The organism is Pseudoduganella sp. jia 12 (assembly GCF_055502675.1).
In genome coordinates, this window is sequence record NZ_JBUXKP010000015.1 from 111,539 (window position 1) to 126,371 (window position 14,833).

General features: G+C 62.1%; 16 protein-coding genes and 1 tRNA gene. 7 read left to right on the forward strand and 10 right to left on the reverse strand.

Translation table 11 applies throughout. From position 1 onward, the window contains the following. Window positions 1-102 precede the first annotated feature (102 nt). Window positions 103-393, forward strand: a complete 291-nt coding sequence (locus ACY65G_RS27205) for a DUF3144 domain-containing protein (RefSeq protein WP_465000407.1) — start codon at window positions 103-105, stop codon at window positions 391-393. Between the two features lie 173 nt (window positions 394-566). Here ACY65G_RS27205 and ACY65G_RS27210 read toward each other — a convergent pair whose 3' ends face one another. Then, a complete protein-coding gene (locus tag ACY65G_RS27210) occupies window positions 567-767 on the reverse strand; it encodes a YbdD/YjiX family protein (protein WP_137316801.1) in 201 nt (66 codons plus the stop codon). A 16-nt stretch (window positions 768-783) separates the two neighbouring features. Next, window positions 784-2,841 carry a carbon starvation CstA family protein gene (locus tag ACY65G_RS27215; protein WP_465000408.1) on the reverse strand — a complete coding sequence of 686 codons (2,058 nt, stop codon included), beginning with the start codon at window positions 2,839-2,841 and terminating at the stop codon, window positions 784-786. A gap of 171 nt (window positions 2,842-3,012) precedes the next feature. Between ACY65G_RS27215 and ACY65G_RS27220 the strand changes: the two genes are divergently transcribed. From ACY65G_RS27220 to ACY65G_RS27245, 6 genes are all read left to right on the forward strand, one after another. Beyond that, window positions 3,013-4,371 carry a cache domain-containing protein gene (locus tag ACY65G_RS27220; protein WP_465000409.1) on the forward strand — a complete coding sequence of 453 codons (1,359 nt, stop codon included), beginning with the start codon at window positions 3,013-3,015 and terminating at the stop codon, window positions 4,369-4,371. Window position 4,372: 1 nt separating this feature from the next. Continuing rightward, window positions 4,373-4,987, forward strand: a complete 615-nt coding sequence (locus ACY65G_RS27225; protein ID WP_465000410.1) for a response regulator — start codon at window positions 4,373-4,375, stop codon at window positions 4,985-4,987. Window positions 4,988-5,184: 197 nt separating this feature from the next. Next, window positions 5,185-6,381, forward strand: a complete 1,197-nt coding sequence (locus tag ACY65G_RS27230; protein WP_465000411.1) for an HDOD domain-containing protein — start codon at window positions 5,185-5,187, stop codon at window positions 6,379-6,381. Further along, the gene (locus ACY65G_RS27235; protein WP_465000412.1) at window positions 6,381-8,462 is read left to right on the forward strand and encodes a putative bifunctional diguanylate cyclase/phosphodiesterase; all 2,082 of its coding nucleotides are present in this window, start codon (window positions 6,381-6,383) and stop codon (window positions 8,460-8,462) included. The genes ACY65G_RS27230 and ACY65G_RS27235 overlap by 1 nt, the downstream gene beginning before the upstream one ends. 54 nt (window positions 8,463-8,516) lie before the next feature. After that, a tRNA-Ser gene (locus ACY65G_RS27240) sits at window positions 8,517-8,606 on the forward strand. A gap of 243 nt (window positions 8,607-8,849) precedes the next feature. Beyond that, window positions 8,850-10,544 carry an AIPR family protein gene (locus ACY65G_RS27245; RefSeq protein ID WP_465000413.1) on the forward strand — a complete coding sequence of 565 codons (1,695 nt, stop codon included), beginning with the start codon at window positions 8,850-8,852 and terminating at the stop codon, window positions 10,542-10,544. A 71-nt stretch (window positions 10,545-10,615) separates the two neighbouring features. On the opposite strand, the gene ACY65G_RS27250 is transcribed toward ACY65G_RS27245, so the two are convergent. From ACY65G_RS27250 to ACY65G_RS27285, 8 genes are all read right to left on the reverse strand, one after another. After that, window positions 10,616-11,674, reverse strand: coding sequence for a tyrosine-type recombinase/integrase (locus ACY65G_RS27250; protein ID WP_465000414.1), 1,059 nt, complete (start codon window positions 11,672-11,674; stop codon window positions 10,616-10,618). Window positions 11,675-11,677: 3 nt separating this feature from the next. After that, window positions 11,678-11,935, reverse strand: coding sequence for a DUF4224 domain-containing protein (locus ACY65G_RS27255; RefSeq protein WP_465000415.1), 258 nt, complete (start codon window positions 11,933-11,935; stop codon window positions 11,678-11,680). A gap of 2 nt (window positions 11,936-11,937) precedes the next feature. Further along, window positions 11,938-12,366 (reverse strand): hypothetical protein, encoded by a 429-nt coding sequence (locus ACY65G_RS27260; RefSeq protein WP_465000416.1) that lies wholly within the window; start codon window positions 12,364-12,366, stop codon window positions 11,938-11,940. An 8-nt stretch (window positions 12,367-12,374) separates the two neighbouring features. After that, window positions 12,375-12,953 carry a hypothetical protein gene (locus ACY65G_RS27265; protein ID WP_465000417.1) on the reverse strand — a complete coding sequence of 193 codons (579 nt, stop codon included), beginning with the start codon at window positions 12,951-12,953 and terminating at the stop codon, window positions 12,375-12,377. 99 nt (window positions 12,954-13,052) lie between these two features. Then, window positions 13,053-13,676, reverse strand: coding sequence for a DUF551 domain-containing protein (locus ACY65G_RS27270; RefSeq protein WP_465000418.1), 624 nt, complete (start codon window positions 13,674-13,676; stop codon window positions 13,053-13,055). Beyond that, window positions 13,673-14,020 carry a hypothetical protein gene (locus ACY65G_RS27275; protein WP_465000419.1) on the reverse strand — a complete coding sequence of 116 codons (348 nt, stop codon included), beginning with the start codon at window positions 14,018-14,020 and terminating at the stop codon, window positions 13,673-13,675. Before ACY65G_RS27275 ends, ACY65G_RS27270 begins: the two co-directional genes overlap by 4 nt. Before the next feature lie 212 nt (window positions 14,021-14,232). Beyond that, complete coding sequence (locus ACY65G_RS27280) at window positions 14,233-14,406, reverse strand: hypothetical protein (protein WP_464999508.1); 174 nt, start codon at window positions 14,404-14,406, stop codon at window positions 14,233-14,235. A gap of 182 nt (window positions 14,407-14,588) precedes the next feature. Continuing rightward, the coding region (locus ACY65G_RS27285) for a hypothetical protein (protein ID WP_465000420.1) at window positions 14,589-14,833 on the reverse strand (245 nt) is incomplete at its 5' end.

Here is a 14,833-nt window from a genome sequence, read left to right on the forward strand (position 1 = left end):
TCGCCACCTTGATACCCATCTACGTTTTTTGTCGCAAACTTCCCATTGTCAGGTTGATAATTGTCGAGTTACACTCGGTTTTTGTTTTGGAAAAAGCAAGCCATGAGCGACAACGGCATCGACGCGGCATTCTGGGAACGGGCGGATGCCATCATCCAACTGGCAAACGAACAGGGCACGAAGGCGCCCAACAGCAATGTGAGTGCATCGCTGCTGTACGCCGCCGCGCGTTTCAACGCCTTCATCGTGGCCAACGGCGCCAGCAACGCTGAAGCGATGCAGAAGGATAAGGAAGAAGCCATCCGCTACTTCACCGAGGAGTATCGGAAAATGCTGAGCCAGAACCTGGACGACTACATCGCCAACTTCGCGACCTATCTCGAAAAACGGTGACGAAAACCGGTGACAGGGAGGAGAGAAGGCTGGCAGGCCTTCTCTGCTGCACAGGCGAGGGGCAGTGCCCCTCGAAACACCCTGTTTCGCCACCGGTTTTGCCTGTGGCCAATGAAAACGGCCCGGCCGCTTGCGCGACCGGGCCGTTCATCGTGACGGGTCGGCGTGCCGCGTCAGCAGCAGCCGCCCCGCTTGCCGGCGCCGCCGTAGCGGGCCTCCTGGCGCTCCTTGAAGAACTCCTCGTAGCTCATGACCGGCTGGTCCGGATGGGTGGCCTCGCAGTGCGCCACGTAGGTGTCGTACTCCGGCAGGCCCACCATCAGCCGCATGCTCTGGCCGAGATAGCGCCCGGCCTTGACGATTTCATCGAACATGATGATCTCGCTCGCCTTACTGCGCCGGCATCATCTGCGGCGGCGTTTCCCGGTGGGTCGGGTTGGCCGCGGCGTTGGCACGCAGCGCCATGCGCACGCCGAACACCAGCACCGACAGCACCACCACCATGAAGAAGGCAGCCAGGCCGGCATTGATGTAGTCGTTGAAGATCACCTGGCCCATCTGCTCGAGCGACTTGGCCGGAGCCAGCACTTCACCCTTGTCCAGCGCCGCCGAGTACTTGTCGGCGTGGGACAGGAAGCCGATCTTCGGATTCGCGTCGAACACCTTCAGCCAGCCCGCATACAGCGTGCAGATCAGCAGCCAGATTGTCGGCACGATCGTCACCCACGCATAGCGGGCGCGCTTCATCTTGAACAGCACCACGGTGGCGAGGATCAGCGCGATACCGGCCAGCATCTGGTTGGCGATGCCGAACAGCGGCCACAGCGTGTTGATGCCGCCCAGCGGATCGACCACGCCCTGGTACAGGAAATAGCCCCACGCGGCCACGCACAGGCCGGTGGCGACCAGGCTGGCGAACAGGTTATCGGTCTCCTTCATGGCCGGGGCGAAGGCGCCCAGCAGGTCCTGCAGCATGAAGCGGCCGGCGCGCGTGCCCGCGTCCACGGCGGTCAGGATGAACAGCGCCTCGAACAGGATCGCGAAGTGGTACCAGAAGGCCATCATCGCCTTGCCGCCAATCACGTTGGACAGGATGTGCGCCATGCCCACTGCCAGTGTCGGTGCGCCGCCGGCGCGCGAGATGATGGTGTGCTCGCCCACGTCCTTCGCGGTCTGCGTCAGCATTTCCGGCGTCACGTAGAAGCCCCACTGCGAGATCGCCGCGGCGGCCGACTCGGCCGTGGTGCCGATCAGTGCCGCCGGGCTGTTCATCGCGAAGTAGATGCCCGGCTCGATGGTGGAGGCGGCGATCAGCGCCATGATGGCGACGAACGATTCCATCAGCATCGCGCCATAGCCGATGAAGCGGGCATGCATTTCGTTCTCGATCATCTTCGGCGTGGTGCCCGAGGAGATCAGCGCGTGGAAGCCGGAGACGGCGCCGCAGGCGATCGTGATGAACAGGAACGGGAACAGGTTGCCGGACCAGACCGGGCCCGTGCCGTCGATGAACTTCGTGATCGACGGCATCTGCAGCGTGGGCGCGACGATGATGATGCCCAGCGCCAGCGCCACGATGGTGCCGATCTTCAGGAACGTGGACAGATAATCGCGCGGCGCCAGCAGCAGCCACACGGGCAGCACGGAAGCAATGAAGCCGTAGCCGATCAGCATCCACGTCAGCTCGGTGCCGGTAAACATGAACATCGGCGCCAGCGCCTCGTGTTCCTGCACGTATTGGCCGCCGACGATGGCCAGCATCAGCAGCACGAAGCCGATGATGGACACTTCGCCGATGCGGCCCACGCGGATGAAGCGCGAATAGATGCCCATGAAGATCGCGATCGGGATCGTGGCCATCACGGTGAACGAACCCCATGGCGAGCCGGTCAGGGCCTTCACCACGATCAGCGCCAGCACGGCCAGGATGATCACCATGATCATGAAGGTGCCCAGCAGCGCGATATTGCCGGGGATCGGCCCCAGCTCGGACTTGATCAGGTCACCCAGCGAGCGGCCGTCGCGGCGCATCGACAGGAACAGCACCATGAAATCCTGCACGGCGCCGGCGAAGACCACGCCGGCCAGGATCCACAGCATGCCGGGCAGGTAGCCCATCTGCGCGGCCAGCACCGGGCCGACCAATGGGCCGGCGCCGGCGATGGCGGCGAAGTGGTGCCCGAACAGCACGTTCTTGTTGGTGGGGACGTAATCGAGGCCATCGTTGTGCTTGTAGGCCGGGGTCATGCGCTTCGCATCGAGCTGCATCACGTCGCGCGCGATGAACAGGCTGTAGAAGCGGTAGGCGATCAGGTACACGCAGACGGCGGCGATGACGATCCAGATCGCGCTGATCGGCTCGCCGCGCTTCAGGGCTACGACGCCCAACGCGCTCGCGCCGGCCAGCGATAGCGCTGCCCAGCCGAATTTCTTCATTACGGGGTTCATGTTTCCTCCAAGTGGGTGCCCAGATCGCGGTGTTATCTCCGCGCTAAGCTTATCGCAGTTATATATTAAGTATTCATCAATTGCATATCTATCACAAGCGCACTTCTACGCAGCCGCGCTGCGTAGTACTACGTAGAAATTCGCGCCAGTGCACGACGTACAATCGGCGCCATGAAACTCCGGCAGAAAGTCATCTTCCTCGCGATCACGCCATTGATCCTGGCCCTGTGCGCGATCGCGCTGGCAGTGTGGCACCAATCGGCGCTGCTGGCTACGCAGCAGAAGGCCGCCATCGAGCAGGCCTACCTGGCCAGCAAGGAGGCGGAGCTGAAGCACTACGTGGCGCTGGCCTCGCATTCGGTGAAGCACCTGTACGACTCGGGCCGGTCGGACGCCGCCACGATGGAGGAGGCCAAGCGCATCCTCGCCTCGCTGTCCTTCGGCAACGACGGCTATTTCTTCGTCTACGACATGCAGGGCAACAGCCTGATGCACCCGCGCCAGCCCGACCTCGTGGGCCGCAACCTCTACGCCATGCGCGACAGTGCCGGCAATCCCACGCTCGTGCGGCTGCTGGCGCGGGCCAGGGCGGGCGGCGGGCTGGAACGCTACCAGTGGGTCAAGCCGTCGACCCGGCAGGAAGTGGCGAAGCTGGGCTACGTGATCCCGATGGAGCGCTGGGGCTGGATGCTGGGCACCGGCATCTACCTGGACGACGTGGAGGGCGCGCTGGCCAGGATCGATGCGCAGCAGCGCGGCAATATCGAGAAGACGATGCTGTGGATCGCGGCGATCGCCATCCTGTCGGCGCTGGCCGTGGGCTTTTCCGGCCTGGCGCTGAATATCTCCGAATCGCGCGTGGCCGATGCGAAGCTCAAGGCGCTGGCCCAGCGCGTGGTGGAGTCGCAGGAAGAGGAACGGGCGCGCCTGTCGCGCGACCTGCACGACGGCATCAGCCAGTGGCTCGTGTCGATCAAGCTGCAGATCGAGGCCGGCATCGAACGGTTGTCCGGCCAGCCGGCGCAAACGGAAAAGGCATTGACGGTGTTCGAGCACACGGCGGGGCAGCTGAACAAGGTGCTGGGCGAGGTGCGCCGCATCTCGCACAACCTGCGCCCGGCGCTGCTGGACGATATCGGCCTGGCCCCGGCGCTGGCCCACCTGGCCGAGGAATTCCAGCACGACAGCGGCATGCCGGTGCGCTTCGTGGCCAACGGCAGCACCGCGCGGCTGCCGGACATGGCGAACACGGTGCTGTTCCGCATCGCCCAGGAAGCGCTCACGAACATCGAGCGCCACGCCCAGGCCACCCGGATCGCCGTGGCGCTGACCGGCAACGCGCGCGGCGTGACGCTGTCGATCGGCGACGACGGCGTGGGCTTCGACCCCGCCGGCATCGCCCAGCACCCGCAGCGCGGCATCGGCCTGCGCAACATGATGGAGCGGATGGAAACCATCGGCGGGCACCTGGAGCTGGAATCTTCACCGGCCGGCACCACGGTGCGGGCGCATATCGACTATGGACAATGACATGACGATCAGGATCTTGCTGGTGGACGACCACCCGCTGGTACGCGATGGCCTGCGCGCGCGGCTCGAAGCCGTGCCGGGCTTCGATGTGGTGGCGGAGGCGGGCAGCGCCACCGAGGCACTGGAAGCGGCGCGCGTGCATGCGCCGGGGCTGGTGCTCATGGATATCAACATGCGTGGCACGAACGGCATCGAAGCGACGGCCGCATTCCAGCGGCAATTCCCGAACATTGCGGTGCTGATCCTGTCGATGCACGACAAACAGGAATATGTGTCGCAGGCGATGGCCGCGGGCGCCCGCGGCTATGTGCTGAAAGATGCGCCGGGCAAGGATATCGTGGTGGCGATCGAAACCGTCATGTCCGGCGGCATTTACTATAGCGCGGCGCTGGTCCGGCAACTGGTGCAGGCGCCGTCGCAGGAGGAGCTGACCACGCGCGAACAGGAAGTGCTGCGCCACATTGCCAATGGCGAATCGAACAAGCAGATCGCCCGCGAACTCGACCTGTCGGTGCGCACCGTGGAAACGCACCGCCTGAACATCAAGCGCAAGCTCGGCATCGAAGGGCAGGCCGAGTTGATAAAATTTGCCGTACAACACGCTCGTAACTTGTGAGCAACAAATAAAGCGATTTTCTGTTGTTGGTAATGAACATCTCGCCGTGCATATTGGCACTCTGTACGGTGCACGTCCGTATTTCAGTGGTTTTCTGATATATTCCTGGGTGCATCTTTTGCTTCCGTGAAATATTCAGTGGGCAATAATCGGTATGTTGCCCTGCGCAAATCGGGTTTCCAGCCGTTAATCCTTGCATGACCATTGCGCCCAACCGCTCCGAGAAAACGATGTTCGATCCCGACCTGTTCCCCGTGCTGGGACTGGAAGCCGTAGCCGATGTCCGCCAACAGTGGACAGCCCTGTCCGTGCAATCCAGTCCGAAAACCGCCATCGCTGCCGTGCTCGCCCTGCTGGCGCGGCCGGAAACGCAGGCGGCGTTCGCCCCCCTCGACTGCATCGTTCCACTGCCCGAACCGCTGGCTGTGGACGCCGCACAGATGGCGCTATTGCCCGCCACTCACCTTGTGCTCCAGGTGCCGGCCGCCGTGCTGCAGGATGCCGCCGTGCGCAAGCATTGTGCGGCGCTGGCCGAGCAGGGCTTCCGGCTGCTCGTGGAAGGAGAGGCCGGCGTGCATGCGCCGCAGGCGGGCATCAAGGGCGTTGCGCATGGCGGCCCGGATCTGCCATCCGCGCTATCCCTGTTGAGCCTGCCCGGCCCGCATTGGGCCCATGGCGTGGCCGATACCGCCCGCCTTGCCGCCTGCCGCGAAGCGGGCATGAACTGGTTCAGCGGCCCCTATGCGCGCCGCCGCGCCGCCGATCCCAAGGATGGCAGCGGGGATGGCACATCGCGAAAACGGCTGCTTTCGCTGCTTGCCCTGCTGGCGCAGGATGCCGATTCGCGCGAACTGGAAACCGTGCTGAAGCAGGACCCGGCCCTGTCGTACCACCTGCTCAAGCTCGTCAACTCGGCAGCCTTCGGCTTCGCGAACCCGATCCATAATTTCAGCCAGGCGATCAATGTGCTGGGCCGGCGCCAGCTGCAGCGCTGGCTGCAACTGCTCTTGTACGCGCGCCCCCAGCAGGATGGTTCGCCGAACCTGCTGCTGCCCGAGGCGGCGCGGCGCGCGGCGCAGATGGAAGCGCTGTGCAGCCTGCTGGGCGGCGATCGCGACCGGCAAGACCTGGCCTTCGTGACAGGCGTGTTCGCCCTGCTCGACGAGCTGCTGGGGATGCCGATGGCGGACATCGTCGCGGCCCTGCCGCTGGACCTCGATGTCGTCGGTGCGCTGCTGGACCGCGCCGGCCCGTTCGGCGCCATGCTGGCGCTGGTGGAACAGCCGGTACCGGACCCCGCTGCCATCGCGGCCCTCGGCCTGACGCCCGAACAGTTCTGGCAAAGCCAGTTGCAGGGCTGGCGCTGGGCGATCCAGGTGAGCAGGACGATTTGATGTCCTTGCATCCGCCTACAGCTCTCCACACCTCCGATTACCTCGGCAGCAGCGCCGCGCTGTGCGACGCCGTACTGCGCCTGCGCGGCCCGGCACTGGCCGCGGAACTGGGCCGCATCGCCGGCGAAGTGACGGCCAGCCCGTGGGCGCGCTACGTTCCCGCCGATGCCACGCCCGCCGCGCCCACGCCGCCGCAAGCGCTGGTGCAGGAAGTGGCGCACGACGGCCACGCCTTCGGCCGCTTCGAAGTGGCCAGCGGCACCTACGGCGCCTGCGAGCGCCGCAACCTGGAATACCTGGCCAGCCTGGCCGCCGGCGTGCTGCACGTGCATTCGCTGGCCCAGCGCTCCACCCACGCCTATGCGCAGGTGGAAGCGATGCTGCAGCACCAGGCGCAGATCCTCGACCAGATCCACGAATCCGTGGTGACGATGGACCAGCATGGCTTCATCACGAGCTGGAACGGCGGCGCCGAGCGCCTGTTCGGCTATACGGCGGTGGAAGCGATCGGCCGCAACATCCTGTTCCTGTACGACGACGAAGACCCCACGTTCCACGACCCGTTCCTGGCCCAGGGCGGCCGCCTGATGGAAGTGCGGCGCAAGAAGAAATCCGGCGAAGTGTTCTGGGCCAGCCTGTCGCTGTCGCCGCTGTTCGACGCCAGCGACCGTTCCGCAGGCCTGATCGCGTACCTTACCGACATCACGGAGCGCAAGCAGGCGGAGGAACGCATCCACCACCTGGCCTATTACGACGCGCTCACCGGCCTGCCGAACCGCACGCTGCTGACCAAGCTGGTGGACCAGGCGCTCTCGGTCGCGCAGCGCACCAAGTCGCACGGCTGCGTGCTGTTCATCGACCTGAACCGCTTCAAACTGATCAACGACACGCTGGGCCGCGTGGCCGGCGACCAGCTGCTGCGCGAAGTGGCGCAACGCTTCCGCATGGCGCTGCGCGAACAGGACGTGGTGGCGCGCCTGAACGGCGACGAATTCGCCGTGGCCCTGGTCGAGATCTCGCAGGATTACGAAGCCACCACGGTGGCCCAGAAGCTGATGGCCGCGTTGTCGCAGCCGTTCGCAATCGATGGCCACGACCTGCGCGTGGGCGCCGCGATCGGCATCAGCGTCTACCCGGAGGACGGCCTGGACGCCGAAGCGCTGCTGCGCCAGGCCGACATCGCCATGTACCGCGCCAAGCAGGGCGCCGAGGTGGACGGCGTGGCGTTCTACAGCGAAGACATGAACCAGGGCATGCACGAACGCATGCGCATCGAATCGGGCCTGCGCCAGGCGCTCGGCAACAGCGAGCTGCTGCTGCACTACCAGCCCAAGTTCTCGATCACGGACGGCAGCATCATCGGCGCCGAAGCCCTCGTGCGCTGGCAGCACCCCGAGCGCGGCATGGTGCCCCCCGGCGAATTCATTCCGCTGGCCGAAGCCACCGGCCTGGTGGTGCAGGTGGGCGAGTGGGTGCTGGAAGCCGTGTGCGCCCAGGCCCAGGCCTGGAAGCGCGCCGGCATGCAACCGATCCGGCTGGCCGTCAACGTCTCCGCCCGCGAATTCACCCCCGCGCTGCCGCACCGCGTGCAGGACACGCTGCGCCGCTACGGCCTGGAACCGGCGTGGCTGGAGCTGGAAATCACCGAGAGCACGCTGATGCACAACATCGACCGCGTGATCGCCATCATGGACCGCATCGCCGCGCTGGGCGTGACGCTCTCGCTGGACGATTTCGGCACCGGCTACTCGAGCCTCTCGTACCTGAAACGCTTCCCGATCCACACGCTGAAGATCGACCGCTCCTTCACCACCGGCATCCCGCACGATGCCAGCGACTGCGCCATCGCCAGCACGATCATCAGCATTTCGCGGCAGCTTTCCCTGCGCGTGATTGCCGAGGGGGTTGAAACGGTCGATCAGCAGTCGTTCCTGCAGCGGTCGGGGTGCGACGAGGTGCAGGGCTATTTGTATTCGCGGCCGTTGCCGCCTGTGGAGTTCGAGCGGGCGTTGCGGGAGAAGGGGTGGGCGGCTTTGGCGGATTCGGCTGCTTCGGTGGAGTCCTCTGGCGGTGGGGAATGATTTCTGTATAATGCGGGGCACTTCAGGGTTCGCTTGATGGACCCAAAGTCAGAAGGAAGCGTGGCCGAGTGGTTGAAGGCAGCAGTCTTGAAAACTGCCGACGGTGTGAGCCGTTCGTGAGTTCGAATCTCACCGCTTCCGCCAATTATGTTAAAAAGCCCTTGATATTCAAGGGCTTTTTTTATTTCTGCCGGTCAATTTTCCGCCCGTGCCTACGCATGAGGGTGCGTAAATTTTGCAAGTTGCGGAAACGGTTTCCGCAACTCACGCCACTTTGTAACCAGATCGCACTCTTGATAATTTGGGACCTTCGTCTTGTTGCCCTTTCGCGCCTACAGGTTATATGTGATAATGTCAATAGGAAAAAACTAAGGCCGAGGCATCATCATGGACGTTACCGCAGCAATCATTGATCAAAGGGTCACCGCCCTGATGGAAACTATCCGGGAACCGGCTCGCGAACAGTTAAAAATTTATGATGACGATCGACTTAAGTCGCTGAGCTTTGTATTCCTATGCGTGCAGACTTTGCTCCAGTTAAACGACGAAGAAGCGTTTGATTGCCTTACGGAAGGCGGGAACGATTTCGGCGCAGACGCAATGTTTGCCAGCGAAGACCAAGATGGCGAGTTTGTTGTGACAATTTTCCAAGGGAAATACAAGAAGGCCTTGGATGCTACTTCTAACTTTCCTGAGGCCGGTGTCAAGTCAGCTATAAATGCTGTTAGATATTTGTTTGATCCCACCGCGACAATTACGGTAAATAAGCGTTTGTTGATCAAAATTGAGAGTATTCGCTCTCGCATTCGGGATGGTTTTATTCCCCAAGTCCGAGTTGTTCTTTGCAACAATGGACTGGCTTGGAGTCTTGAGGCTCAGGAACAGATCAATTTACTAAATGCTGGCAACCAAGTGACATGGGAGCATATCAACCACGAACGGTTGCTTTCAATTTTGCAGGCATCTAAGCCCGTTAATGATACGCTCAAACTCACGGGGAAAGCCTTAGTTGAAGATTTTGATTATAACCGGGTTCTTGTTGGCAAGGTCCCGGTCGCCGAAATCGCAGAGTTAATCGAGCGGCATGGCGATAGACTCCTTGAAAGAAACATACGACGCTATCTTGGGTTGGTTGGTAATCGGGTTAATGAAAGTATCCGTAAGACTTTAACTCATGATGACGATCGAGGGAATTTCTACTTCTACAATAATGGAATAACGCTAACGTGCTCTAAGTTTGAATATAACGCTCTGCAACAATCTGACTATCAGGTTCGAATTGAAAACCTGCAGATCATTAATGGAGGTCAGACGTCCAATACGATATATAGGGCGCTTAAATCGATGACGGAAGCCGAGCGTAGAGGCATAGAGAAAGCAACGGTTCTGGTACGTTTGTACCAACTATCAGAAGCTCGTGAAGGCTTCGTGCAGAACATTACTTATGCGACAAACAGCCAAAATCCTGTTGATCTACGAGACTTAAAGTCGAATGACGATATTCAGATTCAACTTGAGACAGATATTGCTCAGTTGGGTTATTCCTATCGAAGGAAGCGCACGGATGTCTCTACTAGATCAGAGGACATTACTATTGGTACTGCTGCGGAGGCCATTTTATCAGTATGGCTAAGGCGGCCCCATCAAGCAAAGTTCTTTACTCGCGAACATTTTGGGAAGTTATATGACACAATCTTTTGCGATCGCTTGACTGGTGCGGAAGTAATAATTTCCACTTTGCTTTACCGGATTGCCGAGAATAAAAGGAAGCGCTTAGCAGCGAATGCTCCTGACTTTGTTCCTTATGGATCCTGTTTTCTGGCAATGCGCATGGGGCAATACCTTCGAAGATCCCTCAATGTCAAAGATGGTGAGCCATTTAATCACCGGAATTTCCAGGCAGCGAAAGATTTGATTGAAGGCGAGGGGGAGGATATGTTTGAGAACTCCGTGTCCGATGTTCAGAAGGCATTGAAAAATTTGTATAATGACGAGGACTTGTCGCTTCAGCGATTGGCAGCAACGTTCAGAAGGGGCGATCTTATCGAGGAGTTGGGAAAAATTCCAGTTCAACTCGTATGAGTCGAATTGACAGCGGATTGCCGTTTCCTTCTGTACAAGTCCAATCACCCGCTGGATAGTATGTTTCCAGCTTAACGGGTCGGCTTTACGACTTCTCCTACTCGACGGTAGACCCTTTGCGTGATCTGGTTGTCGGTGTGCCCGAGTAGCTTGCTGGCGTCCTCTAGACTGACTATTTCGCTTGCTGCCTTCGGACGAATGTCTCGGAACTGGAATGCTCGGATGCGTTTCGCCAGGTCGCCCATGCCCGCCGCCTCGGCCTTTGAAGCCGCAGTAGCACGGGCGCCATCGAACCGCAGGCGTAGCATCTTTGCGGTGAGCGGCTGGCCGGTTTCGGTACAGATCAGCTCCCCGCTCATCGAAAGGACGGGCCGCGCTAGGAGGCGTTCGACCAACGTGCCGAGCCCGGTTGGCTGGCCGTCAGCATGCAGCCGGATCCGCAGCGCGTGGCGCGTCTTGTTCTGCCGCACGTGCAGTTCGTCGTTGCGAATGTCGTGCCGACTCATCTTCAACACGTCCGCCGGGCGCTGTCCGGACAGGTAGGCCAGGTCCATCGCATCGCGCAACTCGCCCGCGCCTGCGGCATAGACCGCGTCCCACACATCCGCCTCGGCGTAGTAGTCGCGTGGTTTTTCTTTGTTCTTGCGCACGCCGCGGCACGGGTTATCCCGCTGCGTGTATCCCCATTCCCGAGCCATGTTGAACACGTGCGAGAGCAGGGCGATCTCACGGTTTGCGCGCACCGGCGCTGTCCTGGCGTCGCGGTATTGCGCAATGGCCTGTGGCCGGATCGCGTCGATGGGCGCGTCGTCGAACGATATCCGAAGCTGCGTCAGGCACAGCATGTTCTCGCGCTGGGTCGAAGGCTTCTTCTTCGGCAGGATATCGCGCACGTACTGGTCGAACACGTGTTTCATGATCGACGCATCCGCCGGCACCTCCGCGCACTCCAGCTCGGCCCATTTCCGCTTTGCCGCGGGCAGGTCGGTGCCGAGGGGGATTTCCTGGCGGTTGCCGGCCTCGTCCCGGCCGTTGTAGTAGTAGCCGACCCATACCTTGCCCGACGCCAGCTTGCGCCGGCGCGCGATCATGCGCGGGGGCAGCTTTGCCCCCGTGGTCTTCGGTCGCATTGATTACCGAACCTTTCCTAAGTCGAGTTGCCAGCCGCCTGTCTCCGGTGCCGCAAGGGCGACCGGGTTGATGCCGGCCAGCCTCATGCGGGCGTACAGGCGCCCGACCACCGCGCAGCCGGCTTTGTTCTGGTGGAACACCCAGCCGTTCCGCTTGAACCAGTTCACCTGATCGTTCTTCCGCGCGCAGCCGGAAATTTCCTGCAACTCGTCCTGGCTGAGCGTTTCGGACTGCAGTTGCATTTCGAAGATTGCTCCCATCGCTATTCCTTTCCTGCTGGTGGTGCAGCAGCGGCCACGATCACCGGGCATTTAAATGCAGCCGCGCGGCACTTTGCCATTTCGTCGGCAGCGTATCCCCATATGTTGCTCTGGTCGAAACGCTCCGGGCCAATCCAATCAATCGACAGGCGACTCCCTGTACGGACATAGTGGGCCAGGCGTTCGACGAGGCTCTTCATCGTTCCTCCATGGCTGAACCCACTCCAGCGTCCCTGGTAGGCAACATAGATCGCCTTCCCTGTGTAGTCGTCCTGGAAGTACAGGTGGCCCTTTGCTCCGATCAGCATACGTGCAACGCGGTCATTGCGATCGTTGTAGAAGAAGCGGCGCCCATGGCCGGAGATGATCTTAATCAAGTCATTGACGTGCGCCAGGCGCTGCTGCTTCTCGATGATGTGCGTCTTCTGCATCGCGCCCTCTACCCGGCCTGCGTCACAGCAGGATCGGCGACCGTACCGTACAGCGGGTATACGCCATCCATGTCGTCGGTCCAGCAGCACAGCCCGGTGGACACGTTGCCATCGTCGTCCTTGTGCCGCACCACGCCGAACCTCAGTTCGTCGTCGGCTTGCAGGGCGTCGGCCGTGCCGTCCGGGTTGATGAATTCCAGTGCTTCGCGCAACTGGTGCCCGTTCATGGTCACTGTCGTCACCATGCTCCATGCCTGCTCAGTCGACGCTACCGGCCCTGTTGTCATCGCATCGAACAGCGCGGAGGCTGATTCTGGTGAAAGCGTCAGCGGCTCGCGAGTGTGAAGCACATGGCCGAAGTGGTCGCGCAGGTCAGTCAGGCTGGTAGCCGTGATGATCGGCACTACCGGTGTTGCTGGTATGGTGGCATATGCGGCGATAGTCAGGCCCGGGTGTGCTGCTGGATCCGGTTCTTTTGTCCAGAATTGCGCCACGTGGCCGGCGGCGTTCGTGCCCAGCCAGATGCGCGCGGCGCCTGCCATGGCGGAGAGGGTGGCCGCTTCGCGCGGCAGGTCGGAGGTGGTCATGTGTTTTGTCCAAAAAAATGCAGAGTTAGAAGAGGCTGCGCTGGCCGCCCTTGAGCTCGTACTGGCGCAGAATTCTTACGTTGTCCATCACGCCGCGCTTTACCGGGATGACCCAGCGACCGCCGACCTTCTCCCGGTCCCCGACGTATTCGACGGAGACATGCAGCTTCCCCTCGGCTGGGGTGCGGACGCGTGCGGCATCCTCGGGATTGGTATCCTCCAGAAGGGTGATCTGGTCGGTGGGAAGTGAGAACGACACGCCGAGTGCTTTGTCCTGCGCACTTCGAACAAGTACGTCGCCTTTCCTGAAAAACAGCGGTTCACAGATGACGCTGCAGCTCCTGGCAGAGGTGGCAGCGGCATCCAGTGCGTGACGCGCTCGGCGTCGATCGGCGTCCGGTCCGGGTAACGCCAGATGCCGGCGTCGCGGTAGCCAGTCCACACGTCGTCGTCATTTAGTGCGATCAGCACGAGGGTCTCGTCATGGGGCAGGCGCACGTCCGCCGGCGTCCAGTCGGCGAATGGCGACGTGCGGATCGCGGTGCGGCCTGGGCCCGCCTTCTTGAATACCACCAGGCCGACGCTGTAGGTGTGCTCGTCGCGCAGCTGCGCAAGCGCGTCGGTGCGAACGTAGCCGGCGGGTGCCGACGCTGCGGCGGGGGCTGGCAGCACGCGCTGCAGATCGCGCGCGCCGGCCAGGTGGTTTTGTTCTTGTTCCATCATGCGTTCTCCATTTCTTCATTCGGTGCGCCGGCCTCGGCCGCCGCGTCTTCGGTGTCCGGCGAGTCGCGCTGCGTGTTGCGGTGGTGCGGGCAAGGCGTCAGCGCTTCGGCCGGGACCGGCTCAGAACTTCCGACCAGGTAGACCACCACCTCTGGTGCGCCGCCTGGCTTCTGGAACTGCAGCGTGTGCAGGTGATGCAGTCGACCCTCGTACAGCACCGGGTGCGCCGTCTGCCAGGCATGCAGCAGCACGCGGTTCTGGCGTTCGGCCGCGTCGCGCCGCGACAGCGACTCGGAAGGCGCCTCGACTGGCGCACGATCTTCGGCCCGGCGCCGCTGGTTCATGGCAGCCACGACACCACCACGGCGGCCAGGGCGCCGAGGATCACGGCGATCTCGGCGACGTCCGCGAGCAGCGGGCCGATGTCCTCGGGCTTCATGCGCCCACCCACAGGCGCGCCGCCACAACGAGTGCGCCAGTGAAAAAGCCGAGCGGGGGCATCAAGAGCCATCCCATCGGGACGCTCCAGCAGTTCATCTTCTTCATGGTTTCCTCGTTAGAGTGGGGCGGTGCGGCGTTCGCTCGATGCCGGCAGCGTGCGGTGGACGATTGCGGTGACGCCCAGGGCGCCGCGGTCGTACGCGGCGTTGATCAGGGCGACCAGGCGGCCGATCGCTTCGTTCTTCTCGATGCGCCCGTCAGCAAAGCGGGCAGTGATGATGTAGCTCACGTGGTTCTCCTGGCGGGTTGTCGGTGCCGGGTGTCCATGTCCGGCTGGGCCTGTGCGTCGTCAGGCTGGCGTTGGGAGAACCACACGTGAGACCCCTCATGCTCTCGCTACGCCGGTCGATCCCGGCTACGAGGAGGCTCATGTCTGGTCACCGCTTGCGGCGGTGAATCGTGACTTTCGAATTAGTCTGCGCAGTCGCGGCGCGCAGTGCACGCATACGAGCCGGCGCAGGTCGCGAGCTGGCGGCAGTAAGCCGGACCAGGCACCAGGGTGTTGAGCCGAGGTTCCGCAGGGTTCGGCAACTGCGCGCACTTGGCGACGACCTGGCCCCGCAGCAGCTCGCCACCCTTCATCGCTGCGGTGCTGTTCGCCGCGTCGATGCATGCGGCGGAGTCGTCGCGGAAGGTGAGCCAGTAGCTGTTGAGGG

Coding starts and splice junctions, on each gene's coding strand:
- ACY65G_RS27205 (WP_465000407.1), top strand. CDS start 103: ATGAGCGACAACGGCATCGACGCGGCATTCTGGGAACGGGCGGATGCC.
- ACY65G_RS27210 (WP_137316801.1), bottom strand. CDS start 767: ATGTTCGATGAAATCGTCAAGGCCGGGCGCTATCTCGGCCAGAGCATG.
- ACY65G_RS27215 (WP_465000408.1), bottom strand. CDS start 2,841: ATGAACCCCGTAATGAAGAAATTCGGCTGGGCAGCGCTATCGCTGGCC.
- ACY65G_RS27220 (WP_465000409.1), top strand. CDS start 3,013: ATGAAACTCCGGCAGAAAGTCATCTTCCTCGCGATCACGCCATTGATC.
- ACY65G_RS27225 (WP_465000410.1), top strand. CDS start 4,373: ATGACGATCAGGATCTTGCTGGTGGACGACCACCCGCTGGTACGCGAT.
- ACY65G_RS27230 (WP_465000411.1), top strand. CDS start 5,185: ATGACCATTGCGCCCAACCGCTCCGAGAAAACGATGTTCGATCCCGAC.
- ACY65G_RS27235 (WP_465000412.1), top strand. CDS start 6,381: ATGTCCTTGCATCCGCCTACAGCTCTCCACACCTCCGATTACCTCGGC.
- ACY65G_RS27245 (WP_465000413.1), top strand. CDS start 8,850: ATGGACGTTACCGCAGCAATCATTGATCAAAGGGTCACCGCCCTGATG.
- ACY65G_RS27250 (WP_465000414.1), bottom strand. CDS start 11,674: ATGCGACCGAAGACCACGGGGGCAAAGCTGCCCCCGCGCATGATCGCG.
- ACY65G_RS27255 (WP_465000415.1), bottom strand. CDS start 11,935: ATGGGAGCAATCTTCGAAATGCAACTGCAGTCCGAAACGCTCAGCCAG.
- ACY65G_RS27260 (WP_465000416.1), bottom strand. CDS start 12,366: ATGCAGAAGACGCACATCATCGAGAAGCAGCAGCGCCTGGCGCACGTC.
- ACY65G_RS27265 (WP_465000417.1), bottom strand. CDS start 12,953: ATGACCACCTCCGACCTGCCGCGCGAAGCGGCCACCCTCTCCGCCATG.
- ACY65G_RS27270 (WP_465000418.1), bottom strand. CDS start 13,676: ATGATGGAACAAGAACAAAACCACCTGGCCGGCGCGCGCGATCTGCAG.
- ACY65G_RS27275 (WP_465000419.1), bottom strand. CDS start 14,020: ATGAACCAGCGGCGCCGGGCCGAAGATCGTGCGCCAGTCGAGGCGCCT.